The sequence below is a fragment of the Pseudomonas fungipugnans genome (assembly GCF_029955235.1).
GTDB classification, from domain to species: Bacteria; Pseudomonadota; Gammaproteobacteria; order Pseudomonadales; family Pseudomonadaceae; genus Aquipseudomonas; species Aquipseudomonas fungipugnans.
Genome location: NZ_JARBWL010000002.1, coordinates 1,396,796 through 1,409,847 on the forward strand (window position 1 = coordinate 1,396,796; position 13,052 = coordinate 1,409,847).

The following is a 13,052-nucleotide window of genomic DNA, read 5'->3' on the forward strand; positions in this document are numbered from 1 at the left end:
TAGACGTTACAGGTAAATGATTTCGATGGTGCCCGAGCCGTTCAGGCGCACGTCGTTACGCAAATCCAGGGCTTGGGTAGGGGCTACAATCGCCTTGATGTGCAGGCTCCCGGACAGGTTCTGGATCGACACCGGGCCAGTGCTGTCGCCGACGCTGTCGGTAAACCCCAGATAGCTGTTGGCGCCGATGGGGATCGTCCGGGAGCTGGCGCTGCTCCACGCTCTGCCGGACGTGGTGGAGTCGGTGCGATAGAGCGTGGCGAGGGTGTCGGCGCTGAACTCGGCGGGGTCGACGTTCACGTAGAAGCGACCGATCTTGTTGCCGGTGCCGTCCAGGTCCAGGCCATAAGACGTTTCATCCGTACCGCCCGTGGCGGAACCGTCGCGGTTGTCCTGCATGCGTACGGCGAACGGGGTGGCGGCGTCACAGGCGACGGAAAACAGCAGCGTTTTGGTCGGGAGCACGGTTTCCTTGTCGATGTTCAGTTCCTTGACCGACAGCCTGCCGTAATCCACCACGCCGCCGTTGGACAGTGTCGGGATACAGGACGCCGGAACGACACGGGCGCGCAACGTCAGCTCCCGGGCACGACCGGTGCCAACGGCGTCGATCAGGCCGCTGGCTTCCCAGGTGGTTGCGTCCTGGACCAACGTGGCGCCCGCGTCGGCCCAGGCGTTGACCGACAGTTGCAGGGCCAGGCTTTTGCCTGATACCACGGCCCCGGCGCGCACCGGTGCGATGCCGTAGCCAGGAAGCCAGTCGAGCACGGTGGCGTTGTCGGCAGGCGGTTGGCCGACGGCGCTCAACAGTCCCAGTTCGGTGGCCTGGCCATCCACCACCGCGTCGCTGACCTGGAGCCGATAGTTGCCGCGTTCGGTAAAGCGCAGCCGTTCGGCGCTGGCCGCCAACCCTCGGTAGAACAGGCTCAAGTCCATGACCTGCGGGCAGTTAAGGGTCAGGCTCAGGCGGCGTTCGCCAATTAATTGCTGGCCGGCTTGATGGTGCCGGGCGATGCGGCTCAACTGGCCGAAATCCAGCACCGTTTCGCTCAGGTTGAGCTGGCACTCTTCCAGCGCCTGAGCGCTGGTGGCTGTGCCGATCAGCAGAAAGATCGCCAGCCGTTGCAGGGTTTTATCCAGGTTCATTGCAAAGTCCTCAAGGCGTCTGGCAGCGGGCGGGCGCGGTTTCGAAATACACCTGCGGATCAGCCTTTTCCGGCAGTTTGAAGTGCAACTGACAGCGACTCATGCCGGGGGCTTTTATCCACAGCGAAGGTTGATCGAGCACGTTGGGCAAGAACACCTGGCTGTTGTCCTGTACCAGGGTCACGAATGCACCCTGATCGTCAGTGACCGACGCGCCACGGGGCAGTGGTTGGTCCTGATCGGTGCTGACGGTGAGCAATGCGCGGCGTGTCATCGAGACACCGAAGTCGATCCGGTCCACGGCCCCGCGTCCGGCGGAGACCATTGCCAAGCCGTTGCTGATGTCGGCGTTGCGTGGTAGTGAGCGGGTCTGCACCTCCACGGCACTACGTCCATAGGCCGACACTTGCGGGACCACGGCCTGGCCTTGCCAATCGGTCCAGACCGGGCCGCTTGGGGTGTTGACCTTGATGCCGGACATGTCGCCGACCGAGAGCAGGGCGAAGGTGTCGCGCACCGGATAAGGCGAGAACGTAACCCCGCCGGCATGCGCCACGACGCCACCACGCGCGCCCCCCTGATAGCTCGATTGATCAGCGTTGGATCGGGTGTAGTTGAAATCGAACTGGCTGTAGCGCGGCAAATAGGAAACACCCAGCGAGCTTTCCACTTCCTGGTCGCGGCTGTCGTGTTCGGCGGCGACGCGATAGCTGAGCTGGTCGTTGACCTGCTCGTTCAGGCCCAGGCCAGTGCGGTGCTCGCCTCCAGAGTTACGCAGCCAGGAGCGGCCTCGGCGGTTTTCGCCCAGCGGCACGCTGACGGTGAAGTACAGCGCGTTGTCCTGGAAATTTTCGCCGCCCATTTGCCTTTCGCCACTGGCGGAAACCGACACGCCCCTGATGTTGGTGCCCCAGGATGCGAACAGGCGGCTGCTGTCGTCACCGTTGAAGGTCGTGGCGCGCGACGCCCCGCCGCTGAATGCGCCCAGCCACGGATGCGTCCAGGACAGCGCGAGGCTTTGCTGGTCGCGATAGCGGTGACGGGTGTTGCGGCGAGTCTCGCGGTCGTTCTGGTAGACCGTTTCTTCCAGCTCGCGATAGTGAGGCGTGCGATAGGAATTGGCGGCCGTGAACGACCATTGCTCGTCCAGTCGCTGAGTCCAGGACAGGTCGGTTTGCAGTCCGCGCTCAGCCTCATCGATACGTGCATCGGCGGCCTGGGTCGAGAGCTGGATCTGGCTGTCGGCCCAGGGCAACCAGCCCAGGCTCAAGCCGGCGGAGCGGTAATCACTGGCAAACAACGTACCGGCGCCCAGGCTCAGTTGCGGGTGCAGCGCGCCGCTCCAGCCGGCACTGACCACCCAGGGGTCGTTGCCATCGGCGTCGCCGATATTGCGTACTCGCCCCGCGCCGATTGAATAGCCGGGGGCAGGCAAACCGATGCCGAGCATGGCGGCAGGGACGGTATAGCGCCGTTCGCCGCCCGACGTTTCCTTGACCGTGACTTCGACATCCGAACGGCTGTTGAGGCGTCGGACGTCGGTCAGGGAAAACGGCCCGGCGGGCACCACCGTCGAGTGGATCAGCGCGCCGTTCTGGCGAATTTCCACCTGCGCGGGGCTGTTGGCGATGCCGTCGATGGTTGCGCCCTGATGCTGGTCCTGCAACGCCTGTTCAGTGAAGACCTGCACGCCAGTGATCTGCGCACCGGACAACACCGGGTTGTAGAGGTTGATCTGACCGCCCTGCAGCACCGCCTGATGACTGGCGAAGGTGCGTTGCGCATAGGCTTCCAGGTGCGTGGTGCTGGAACGGTCGTCTTGCCAGGTCTGCACTTGCCGACTGCGCACGATCCAGTCGCCGGCATTGAACCCGACTTCGGTGTTGGCTGATCCGAAGCGGTTGCTGTCATCATTGAAACGGTTGTAGACACCGCTCAAATCGTAATTGAGCAGGGCGGCCACGCCACCGGTCTCGTAGCCGGAAATATCCTGCTGGGTCGGGCGCAGGGCGGCGGTCGGTACCACCAGCGCGACACTCAGCGTGGCCGGGTCCTGTTCCACCACGGTCTGCGGGTAAGCCTTGATGAAGTCATGACAGCGCTGATTGTCATCGGGGACGATCAGTTTGCCCGTGTCGAGTAGCGGGCGATCAAAACACAGCATGCCCTGCTGGTCGAACTGCACGTCGATGCGTCCCTGCCGCAGGCCGTTGACGCTCAGGCTGACGGCATGGGTGCCGGCGGTAAAGCGCGGGCTCTCCAGCAGCAACCTGGCCAGCGCCGGATCGATCCCGCGCTGCTGCAAGGTCTGCGCGTCGAACTGGCCCTGATTGTCTGCCCAGGCGGGGGTGAGCCACAGCAGATTGATCAGCGGTAGCGCGGCCCGGCTCAGGCGTGTTCGCACCAAGGTCCGGCGCGAACCGACGCGCACAGCTGCGCCGTCACGGTAATTCAATACTGTTTTCACGAAGGACACTCGGTTTGTGGGGGCGCGCAGGCTTACTGCGCAGCGTTCCCGGGCTGTCGGGTGGTGACCGTCACATCGCGGTCACTTCATTCTTGTTAGGGGCGACTCCTGAAGCGTGAATGGCTCAGGGGCTGATCGGTGCGTCATAGGCGGCGACTGCAAAGCCGTACACGGTGGCCGGTTGCAGGCGTACGGTGTTGGCGGACTGCGTCGGCACGCCCACCGTCAAGTGCTCGCCTGGCAGGATGTAGGTGCGCGGCAACATCGCCTTGTCCTTGCCGGGGAGCAGTTGCAGTTCCTGCGCCAGGCGCACCACATAAGGGGTGTCGTTGAGCACGCTGAGTTCGTTGTTTTTCAGCGACCAGCTCAAGCCGGTCCAGGGCGTGCGATTCGTTGCCAGGCCCTTGGGGTGAATGATCACCGGCAGGTTCTGCCTGACCGTCACGCCGACCCGGGCATGACCCGCTTCGGTGGCCTCGCGGTCCTGGGGCATGCCTTCGAAAATCGCTCGCTTGAGCCGTTGGGTCCGCAGCGGCTGCGGATTTTGCAGAATGAAGCGCACCAGTTGCGATGCCGAGGGGTTCACCCTGGCCAGTGGCGGGGTGACGACCAGCAGGCTTTCGGTGTCTTCGGGCACGTTTTCCAGGGTGACATGCAACAGTGAAACTTTTGCATCGGTGTTGGTGACAGAAACGGCAGCTTCACCCTCTGCCTCGTAGACGATCACCACGGACGTTTCCGGCACCATGCCGTCGGCCTGGGCCGAACAGCTCAACACCAGGCTCAACAGGCCCAGGCTCAGGGTGCGTCGCAGATCGTATTTTGAATATAGCGTGGTCATGACGTGTCTCGTCAGGTCATTCATGACCCGGCCCCAGGCAAAAGGCCTGAGGTCGGATCGCGAGAACGTTAAAGGTATTTGACGGTTATCGTGGCTGAGCCATCCAGTGGCACTTCGTTATCCAGTGTCAGCTGTCGGGTCGGTGCGATTTCCGCACCGATCCGCACATCGGCCGTCAGGTTGCGTACGGGAATCGGCACCAGAGAGCCAATATGAGCGACACTGAGAATGTCACCCCGAACAAGATTGGGTTCGGCCCACCATGAACCGCCGCCGTTCGGCGAAGCGATGGTATGGACCGTTATGCCGTCGGCAACGGGCGAAGAAAATCGCAGATCGAAAGCCCCGAGTTTTTCACCGCCGTTGATCAACCCCAGGCCGTAATACTGGAGATCGTTCCGGTGGTCCGAGCCTTCACGGTTGTCGTTGCCTTGCAAGGCCAGCAACGTGCTGCCCTCGCAGGTGACGGCCAGTTGCAGGTTGACGTTGGCCAGGGAGGTGGCGCGGTCGGGCCTCAGGTCCTTGGAGGACATTTTGCCGTAGTCGACCACGCCGCCGCTGGTCAGCGACGGTGTGCAGGAACTCGGTGTAACCAGCCCCTTGACTGCCAGATCCACGGTCGAAGCCGCGTGAGCACCAAGGGCGCTGCCCAACAGCAGGACGGGCGCGATGGCGCTGAGCATCTTGTTCATGGTGAAACGAACTCCTTTTCAGTACAGATCCAGTGGTTACAGGTACTTCACTTCCAGTGTGGCCGAACCGTCGATCGGCACTTCATTGCTCAGGTCCAGGCCGTCGGTGCGGGCGATGAGTGTTTGCACTTCCAGGTCCACTGTCAGGTTTTGCATAGGGATCGGTTGCGAGTCATCGCTCATGGCGGCGACCGAGGACAGATATTGCGGGTTCCAGAACGCATCGTTCATCCAGGACCGGCCGTTGTCCTCGGTAACGATGGGCTGGACGGCCACGGTGTCAGCGATCGGGTTGCGCAGGTACAAATAGTAGTAACCCAGCTTCTGATCACCGTTGATCAGGCCCAGCCCCATACCCTGAAGCGTTGCCGAAGAACCAGAACGATTGTCGATTGCCTTGAGGCCAACGAGGATCGGTGCATCGCAACTCACGCTCATTTGCAGGGTTCTCACGCCGATCAAGGTGCTCTGTGTGGTCTTGAGATCTTTCGCCGAGATCTTGCCGTAGTCGACCTGGCCACCGCCGGACAACAGCGGCGTGCAGGAGTTGGGGGTAATCAGGCCAGTGACCGTCAAGTCCACGGTGGACGCAGCAAACGCGGCGGGCGCGCAGGCAATCAACAGGGTGCTGGTAACGGTTTTGAGTAGCTTGTTCACGGTAGAAAGTTCCTTTGTATAAAGGGTAGGGTGAGGAATGTTGCGGATCACAGGTATTTCAATTGCAGCGTGACGTGGCCGTCGATGGGCTCCTGATCGATCAGGGTCAAACCGTCGGCCGGAGCGATATTGGTGGCGACACTCAGGTCGGCATCCAGGTTTTGCACGGCAATGGGGGTAAGCGCACCGTCCATGGACGCGACGGCAGTCAGGGCGGCGTGTCCCAGGTAGGACGCAGCGACCCAGGTACTTCCGCCATTGAGTGAAAAGATGGCGCGCACCGGCACGGTATCGGCCACGGGGTTCATGAGCCCAAAGGCAGCGCTACCCAGCTTCTCGTTATTACTGGTCATGCCAAGCCCATGCAGACTCTCGACAGGCGATGTGCCTGGACGGTTGTCGATCATATTCATGGCAAAAAGAATCGCGCCTTCACAACGCACGCTCAAACGCAGCGCTTGAGTCGGCAAGGCGGTGTGCTGGTCAGGCTTCAGATCGGCGGCCGCAATCTTGCCCAGATCTACCGACCCGCCGCTGGATAGCAAGGGCTGGCAGGAGCTGGGAGTGATCGTCCCTGTGACGTTCAGATCAGTAGTGCTGGCAGCCCAGACCGACGATGTCAGTACCGAGGCGAGGACTGCCGGAACAAGTCGCTTCATGTTCATAACCTTTGTGATGGGCCGCCGATGACAGGTGTCTGTTTCACCCTGCCGAAGGGCGGCAAGGGTCAAGCGTGACCGTTGCCCCAAGTGGGGTGCGGCGCAATCTAACGAACGGTCGGGGTCGGGGAAATACAACTATTACGAGAAGTGCGTGCGGCACCGAAATGACGGAGTTGGTCATCAGAATCGTCAATTTTTGATGTAGGAAATTATCCTTTTCGTAATTGTTGTATCGCGCCGGGTCGGGTCGCGCGAATAGTCTGCTCGCTCATCGGAAGCGTTCACGCAACGCGTTCTGTCTTCTCTGGCCGCCGCCCCTTTGAGTGTTCGTTGCCAAGGGGCAGCCCTGACGAGTTTTTCCAGCGGTATGAAGTCTCTAGCCAACATTGGCGCCCGAGGGGCGCAAGACACCCACAACCCCGCTCCCTTTAACGTGCCGTTGCGCCATACCCGTGAAAGTCTGATCCAGCTGTTTGGTTCTGCGCAGATGGTGGACCGATTGCTGGACACCATGATTCGAGAGGTGAACCAGGACTTGACCGTCCTGCAACGGGCCCAATCGAGCCTGGATGTAACGGCGGTCGTGGAGCAGTTGCATCGGATTGTGGGCTGCGTCGCCTTTCTGGGCGCGACCGAATCCGAAACTCAGGGGGCGCGATTGATTGCTGCCGTGCGCCAACGAGGGGTTGTGATCAATCAGCCGCTTTTGGAGGATTTTCACAAGAGGATGCTGGCCTACCTCAACGATCTTAAAAATCTGTGAGGCGCCGTGATACAGCGCCGTATCTGTCAGCCTATATCCGTGGTGGTGTAGGTTTGTTTCGTAGGTTTTTTCTGTTTTTGTTGTGGGCATGTGGCCTGCTTCAACAGGCATGGGCAACCCGGAAATGAGGGCACTGATTGGCAGTTGTGGGACGTGTGAAGCGGGGGTATTTTGCGCGAGTCCAGATTGTCATCACGAGTAGGTCCAATGCTCCGCGTAATTATTGCTGACGATCATCCACTGGTACGCATCGGGCAAAAAGTGGTTATCGAGGCGAATGGCCGATGCGAGGTTGTGGGGGAGGCTGACGGGCCTGACGAGCTGCTGGCCCTGCTGGCCACTGTGCCGTGTGACTTGCTGGTGACCGACTTTGCCATGCCGGGTAACCAGCACACGGACGGCTATGGCCTGTTGTGCCTGCTGCAACGCAAGTATCCGCAATTGCCGGTGATTCTGGTGACCATGTTCGCCAATGTCGCCACGTTGCGGGCATCGTTTGCCCGAGGTGCGCGAGCGGTCGTGGCCAAAAGCGCGTCCGCCCGCGAGTTGCCGCTTGCAATCGATGCAGTCAGCAAGGGCCAGACCTTTATTACCGAGCATTTGCGCATGCAACTGATGGAGGCGGGGACGCAGGATCCTGCGCACGAACCACAGTTGTCGCGCAAGGAACACGAAGTGGTGCGCATGCTTGCTACCGGCATGACCGTCAGTGAGATTGCCGCTCACGTCAATCGCAGTATTTCGACGATCAGCAAACAGAAAAGCACCGCAATGAACCGGCTCAGCATTTCGACCGACGTGGATTTGTTCGCGTATGCCCGGCGTAGCGGCATGGTGCCTTAGTGCGCGATGCCAGTCAGTTGCGAAACCTGAGGGCGCGGGCTTGCTCGCGAAGGCAGTGTGTCATTCAACATTGAGATTGGCTGACACGGTCTCTTCGCGAGCAAGCCCGCCCCCACAAGGTTTAATGTCACGCGATATCCTGGGCATTCTCATCATTGATGACCATGGTTTTATCCGTGTCGGCAGACTATCGTGCAAAGCCTGCCCACCCCATCACGGAGCCTGTCCATGAGTGACGCCCATAGCGCTTTGATCACTGAGTTCTACAAGGCCTTCCAGCGCCTGGATGCCGAAGCCATGAGCGCCTGCTACACCGAGGACGTGGTGTTCAGTGACCCGGCATTCGGCGAGCTGCGTGGCCGCGATGCCGGTGACATGTGGCGCATGCTCACTACTCGCGCCAAGGACTTCTCCCTGACCTTCGACAACGTGCGCAGCGATGAGCGTACCGGTGGTGCCCATTGGGTCGCGACCTACCTGTTCAGCCAGACCGGCAACACCGTGGTCAATGATATCCAGGCGCGCTTCGTGTTTCGCGACGGCAAGATCTGCGAACATCACGACAGCTTCGACCTGTGGGCCTGGTCGCGTCAGGCACTGGGTGTCAAAGGGCTGCTGCTGGGCTGGACGCCGCTGGTACGCAACGCCGTCCGCGCCCAGGCGTTGAAGGGGCTCAAGGCATTTCAGGCCAGTCGCTGATAAGATCGCGGCTTGTCTCCATTCAAGCCCTGATCGCCGCATGAACACCCTCAGCGAATCCATCGTCATTGCCACCGAACCGGTTCCTGCCAGCAAGCCGTGGTTCGTCTATCTGGTACGCGCCGCCAACGGTTCGCTGTATTGCGGCATCAGTGACGATCCGGTGCGCCGTTTCGCCACGCACCAGAGTGGCAAAGGCGCACGCTTCTTCCTCTCAAGCCCGGCTGTGGCGCTGGTCTACACCGAAGCCTGCCGCGATAAAAGCGAAGCGCTGCGCCAGGAACGGCTGATCAAGAAACTGAAGAAAAGCGCCAAGGAATGTCTGGTCGCCAGTGCGAATCTTTCACTCCCGGAACCCGTGAAGTAGCCAGGTGATCAAGGCGGAAAAATTCTTTTGAACAGGATTTTGATTCGGTGCTGACGAGCTCCAGTCTATAACGATGACCGCCAGTAACACTTGCAAGAGTGCAAAACCACCCACAATTAATGAAAGGTACTTGGTGAATCTAAGGTTTTTGAACTGCAGTTGATCGTTGCTTAGGGCTTTGCGTTCGTGAATGGATATTAGCAGGTGGTCTATCTTTTCTATCAGAACGTCAAGCCCTTCCAGTGCGGGCTGTTGGAAAGGTGAAAAGCACCGATCTGAAATAAAGATCCTCAGTGTTGTTGTTCTTTTCTTTAGGGTATTGATTTGCAAGTTGGCTTCCAATAGTGCATGCAGGCTTTTTTCGCTTTTCTTGCTGATGGTCAGTAGAGTTGGGTTGATAAGGTCGCGGCATTTTTCATATTGATTGCTTGCCTCTTTAATGAGTGAAAGATAGAGGTGGGATTGACGGTAATCCTTAAGGTCGTACGGGTCGTTATCTTCGCTAATATGGACAGCGTCTGCCAGAAAGTCATCGAAGTCAAAGTCATAGAGATAACTCTCCTCGGTAAATTTTGCCGTGCAGTAGCTGTAAGCACGGCCGTCTCTTTCCAGTAGATAGAAATCAGTGTCTTCCAGGCCGATGTAAGCACTCTCGTTTCCAGCGTATGGCATGCTGAGGTCGCTGTTGAAGCTAGCCACGGTAATCGGGTTTTTCGTTCTGGCATCGATGCCCCATCTTCCGAATAGCGTTCCTGCTGTTTCTTGAACATCGGATAGAACTTGGTTTGCCAGGTAAATGACTCGATCTTCAATATGGTGGACTGAGTGCTCGATCCGAAACTTCCGTGAGTAAGGGTTGAATGATCTGAATGCGTGGTATTCGGTAATGTCGGACGTATCAACTTTGTAGCACTGATCGGTGGCTTGGGCGTTTAGGTAAAAATCCAGAGACAGATAAATGGAGTCGCTCGCAAGGCGAATAACAGTGATCGTGCACCTGGAGCAGAACTGAGTATCGATCAGGACTCGGTCTGTATCATAAGGGTTAGTGTCATTGAACGGCAGGGTGTTGATAATTTCAATAGGTTCTTGCGGATGTTCGGTGTGGAGAATGGTTGGGGGCGATTCGTGACCATAGATAATGGCGTTTGTTTTGAGGGCTTTGTGCAGGCGCAACAGTTCTTTAGGAGTGATGGCAGCTGTTATGTTGACGGATTTCCATTGGCTTGTTCCTTTCAGCAAGCTGGCGTGCGGATGGAGAAAGGTAGAGGGGGGTGGATAAAAGAGTTGTGTTGAATAAGGAAAAAATTTGTTTTTGAAGCTTTTGGTGAAAAGAGTGGGCCACTTACGGACGCAATAGAATATGAAGTCTGTGCAGTGAGCTTTAATGGGTTTCATGGGCTTTATCAGTTCAGTGACCTGTTTTACGGTGTCGGCGTACGGTGCGGCCGATCCGATGTGTTTTGGTGATGCTCAATCATAAGGCAGGTTATATACGCTGACCGCTCTTTGCACGCTAAGCTCTTGAATATCAATCAAACGGTGGAATTTTTCAGAATGTCACATCTGATTTTGCACAATTACCCGACGTCCCCGTTCGCCGAAAAGGCGCGCCTGCTGCTGGGCTTCAAGGGCTTGTCCTGGCGCTCAGTGAAGATTTCGCCGGTGATGCCAAAACCTGATCTGACTGCCCTGACCGGCGGCTATCGCAAGACGCCGGTGCTGCAGATCGGCGCTGACATTTATTGCGACACCGCACTGATCGCCCGTCGACTGGAGCAGGAGAAAACCTTGCCGGCGTTTTTCCCCGAAGGGCAGGAAATGGTCGTCGCCAGTTTTGCGGCCTGGGTCGATTCGGTGGTGTTCCAGCATGCGGTGAGTCTGGTGTTTCAGCCGGAATCGGTAGCCGTGCGTTTCGGTAAATTACCGCCGGAAGCGATCAAGGCATTCCTGGCGGATCGCGCCGGGCTGTTCAGTGGTGGCAGCGCGACGAGGTTGTCGGCAGAACAGGCTCGGCACCAGTGGCCGACGATCATGGGCCGTCTGGAGCAACAGCTTCAGCGCGAGCAGGGTGATTTCCTGTTCGGCGAGGCGTCGATTGCCGACTTTTCCCTGGCGCACTGCCTGTGGTTTCTCAAGGCAACACCCGTGACGTCGCCGTTGGTGGATGCGTATCCGGCGGTTTTGGCCTGGTTTGGTCGAGTGATGGGCTTTGGTCATGGCGCGTTCAGCGAGATGACCGCCGAGGAGGCGCTTGAGGTGTCTCGCCATGCCACGCCGGCGGTGTTGCCGGATGAGTCGTTTGTTGAGCCGAATGGCTTCAAGGTTGGGCAGCCGGTGGTGATTGCGGCGACGGACTATGGCGTTGATCCCGTGGCGGGCGAGTTGTTGTTTGCGGGGCGTGAGGAATTGATTGTGCGGCGAGAAGACGAGAGGGCCGGGTTGGTGCATGTGCACTTTCCGCGGTTTGGCTTTCGGATGGAGGCCCGTTGAAGATCAACTGTGGGAGCGAGCTTGCTCGCTCCCACAGGGATTGTGTGTTTCTGGGAATTTATTTCAGTGCAGCGAGGATTTCGTCCGGGTCATACCCGCGAATCAACGTGCCGTTTACATCGATCAACGGAATCCCGCGCCCGCCCAGCGCTTCATAGGCCTTGCGCGCCTGGGCGTCCTTCTCGATATCGAATTCCTTGTAGGGAATGCCCTTCTGATCAAGGAAGCGCCGGGTCAGCTTGCAGTAGCCGCACCAGTCAGTGGCATAGAGCACGACACTGGCCTTGGCCTGCGTCTGCTCGGACACCACCTGCGAGGGGTTGAACACCCGCTCGATCTTGCCCCAGTTCTGGTAAACCACCACCACCAGCAGGATCAGCAGGAATTTCTTCAGGATGCCGTTCAACATCAGTTGCGCCGCTTGAGCTGGTCGGTCAGTTGGGTCGGCAGGCCCTTGATGATCAGCGTGCCGGCTTCTTCGTCGTATTCGATCTTCGAGCCCAGCAGGTGCGCTTCGAAGCTGATGGACAGCCCTTCGGCGCGGCCGGTGAAGCGGCGGAACTGGTTCAGGGTGCGTTTGTCTGCCGGGATTTCCGGGGACAGGCCGTAGTCCTTGTTACGGATGTGATCGTAGAAGGCTTTCGGGCGCTCCTCGTCGATCAGCTCCGAGAGTTCTTCCAGGCCCATCGGCTCGCCGAGTTTGGCCTGGCTGCTGGCGTAATCGACCAGGGTCTTGGTTTTCTCGCGGGCAGACTCTTCCGGCAGGTCTTCGCTTTCGACGAAGTCACTGAAGGCCTTGAGCAGGGTGCGGGTTTCGCCGGGGCCGTCGACGCCTTCCTGGCAGCCGATGAAGTCGCGGAAATACTCCGAAACCTTTTTGCCGTTCTTGCCCTTGATGAACGAAATGTACTGCCTGGACTGCTTGTTGTTCTGCCACTCGGAGACGTTGATCCGCGCCGCCAGGTGCAATTGGCCCAGGTCCAGGTGGCGCGACGGCGTCACGTCCAATTGATCGGTCACCGCCACGCCTTCGCTGTGGTGCAGCAGGGCGATGGCCAGGTAATCGGTCATGCCTTGCTGGTAGTGCGCAAACAGCACGTGGCCGCCCACTGACAGGTTCGACTCTTCCATCAGCTTTTGCAGATGCTCCACCGCCACCCGGCTGAACGCGGTGAAATCCTTGCCGCCATCGAGGTATTCCTTCAGCCAGCCGCTGAAAGGATGCGCCCCGGACTCGGCATGGAAGAAACCCCAGGCCTTGCCCTGTTTGGCGTTGTAGCTCTCGTTAAGGTCGGCAAGCATGTTCTCGATGGCGCTCGACTCGGCCAGTTCGGAGTCGCGGGCGTGGAGAACTGCAGGTGTGCCGTCGGGTTTTTTGTCGATCAGGTGGACGATGCAATGACGGATCGGCATGGGCTTCTC

General features: G+C 59.0%; 14 protein-coding genes. 5 read left to right on the forward strand and 9 right to left on the reverse strand.

The features are described from left to right. Window positions 1-6 precede the first annotated feature (6 nt). The 6 genes from POF45_RS21155 to POF45_RS21180 all read right to left on the reverse strand — a co-directional run bounded on the left by POF45_RS21155 (window position 7) and on the right by POF45_RS21180 (window position 6,462). The gene (locus tag POF45_RS21155) at window positions 7-1,146 is read right to left on the reverse strand and encodes a DUF1120 domain-containing protein (protein ID WP_259499620.1); all 1,140 of its coding nucleotides are present in this window, start codon (window positions 1,144-1,146) and stop codon (window positions 7-9) included. A 10-nt stretch (window positions 1,147-1,156) separates the two neighbouring features. Then, the gene (locus POF45_RS21160; protein WP_409077921.1) at window positions 1,157-3,613 is read right to left on the reverse strand and encodes a fimbria/pilus outer membrane usher protein; all 2,457 of its coding nucleotides are present in this window, start codon (window positions 3,611-3,613) and stop codon (window positions 1,157-1,159) included. Between the two features lie 124 nt (window positions 3,614-3,737). Beyond that, window positions 3,738-4,454 (reverse strand): fimbria/pilus chaperone family protein, encoded by a 717-nt coding sequence (locus tag POF45_RS21165; RefSeq protein ID WP_259499622.1) that lies wholly within the window; start codon window positions 4,452-4,454, stop codon window positions 3,738-3,740. A gap of 68 nt (window positions 4,455-4,522) precedes the next feature. Beyond that, entirely contained in the window at window positions 4,523-5,146 is a 624-nt protein-coding gene (locus POF45_RS21170) for a DUF1120 domain-containing protein (RefSeq protein WP_282316649.1), read from the reverse strand. A 36-nt stretch (window positions 5,147-5,182) separates the two neighbouring features. After that, window positions 5,183-5,803, reverse strand: a complete 621-nt coding sequence (locus POF45_RS21175; RefSeq protein WP_282316650.1) for a DUF1120 domain-containing protein — start codon at window positions 5,801-5,803, stop codon at window positions 5,183-5,185. Between the two features lie 47 nt (window positions 5,804-5,850). Beyond that, entirely contained in the window at window positions 5,851-6,462 is a 612-nt protein-coding gene (locus tag POF45_RS21180; RefSeq protein ID WP_259499627.1) for a DUF1120 domain-containing protein, read from the reverse strand. 370 nt (window positions 6,463-6,832) lie between these two features. Between POF45_RS21180 and POF45_RS21185 the strand changes: the two genes are divergently transcribed. The 4 genes from POF45_RS21185 (at window position 6,833) to POF45_RS21200 (ending at window position 9,137) form a co-directional block, all read left to right on the forward strand. Continuing rightward, window positions 6,833-7,228 carry an Hpt domain-containing protein gene (locus POF45_RS21185; protein ID WP_259499629.1) on the forward strand — a complete coding sequence of 132 codons (396 nt, stop codon included), beginning with the start codon at window positions 6,833-6,835 and terminating at the stop codon, window positions 7,226-7,228. 207 nt (window positions 7,229-7,435) lie between these two features. After that, window positions 7,436-8,071: a response regulator gene (locus tag POF45_RS21190; protein WP_259499630.1), complete on the forward strand. Its 636-nt coding sequence runs from the start codon at window positions 7,436-7,438 to the stop codon at window positions 8,069-8,071. A 228-nt stretch (window positions 8,072-8,299) separates the two neighbouring features. Beyond that, a complete protein-coding gene (locus POF45_RS21195; RefSeq protein WP_259499632.1) occupies window positions 8,300-8,770 on the forward strand; it encodes a nuclear transport factor 2 family protein in 471 nt (156 codons plus the stop codon). 40 nt (window positions 8,771-8,810) lie between these two features. Further along, the gene (locus tag POF45_RS21200) at window positions 8,811-9,137 is read left to right on the forward strand and encodes a GIY-YIG nuclease family protein (RefSeq protein WP_259499633.1); all 327 of its coding nucleotides are present in this window, start codon (window positions 8,811-8,813) and stop codon (window positions 9,135-9,137) included. On the opposite strand, the gene POF45_RS21205 is transcribed toward POF45_RS21200, so the two are convergent. Then, entirely contained in the window at window positions 9,114-10,535 is a 1,422-nt protein-coding gene (locus tag POF45_RS21205; RefSeq protein WP_282316651.1) for a hypothetical protein, read from the reverse strand. The two genes, POF45_RS21200 and POF45_RS21205, sit on opposite strands and share 24 nt — an antisense overlap. A 159-nt stretch (window positions 10,536-10,694) precedes the next feature. On the opposite strand from POF45_RS21205, the gene POF45_RS21210 reads away from it, so the two are divergent. After that, a complete protein-coding gene (locus POF45_RS21210; RefSeq protein ID WP_259499637.1) occupies window positions 10,695-11,630 on the forward strand; it encodes a glutathione S-transferase family protein in 936 nt (311 codons plus the stop codon). 58 nt (window positions 11,631-11,688) lie between these two features. On the opposite strand, the gene POF45_RS21215 is transcribed toward POF45_RS21210, so the two are convergent. Then, the gene (locus POF45_RS21215) at window positions 11,689-12,039 is read right to left on the reverse strand and encodes a glutaredoxin family protein (RefSeq protein ID WP_259499639.1); all 351 of its coding nucleotides are present in this window, start codon (window positions 12,037-12,039) and stop codon (window positions 11,689-11,691) included. Further along, window positions 12,039-13,043 carry a nucleoid-associated protein YejK gene (gene yejK, locus POF45_RS21220; RefSeq protein ID WP_150709897.1) on the reverse strand — a complete coding sequence of 335 codons (1,005 nt, stop codon included), beginning with the start codon at window positions 13,041-13,043 and terminating at the stop codon, window positions 12,039-12,041. Before yejK ends, POF45_RS21215 begins: the two co-directional genes overlap by 1 nt. Window positions 13,044-13,052 lie beyond the last annotated feature (9 nt).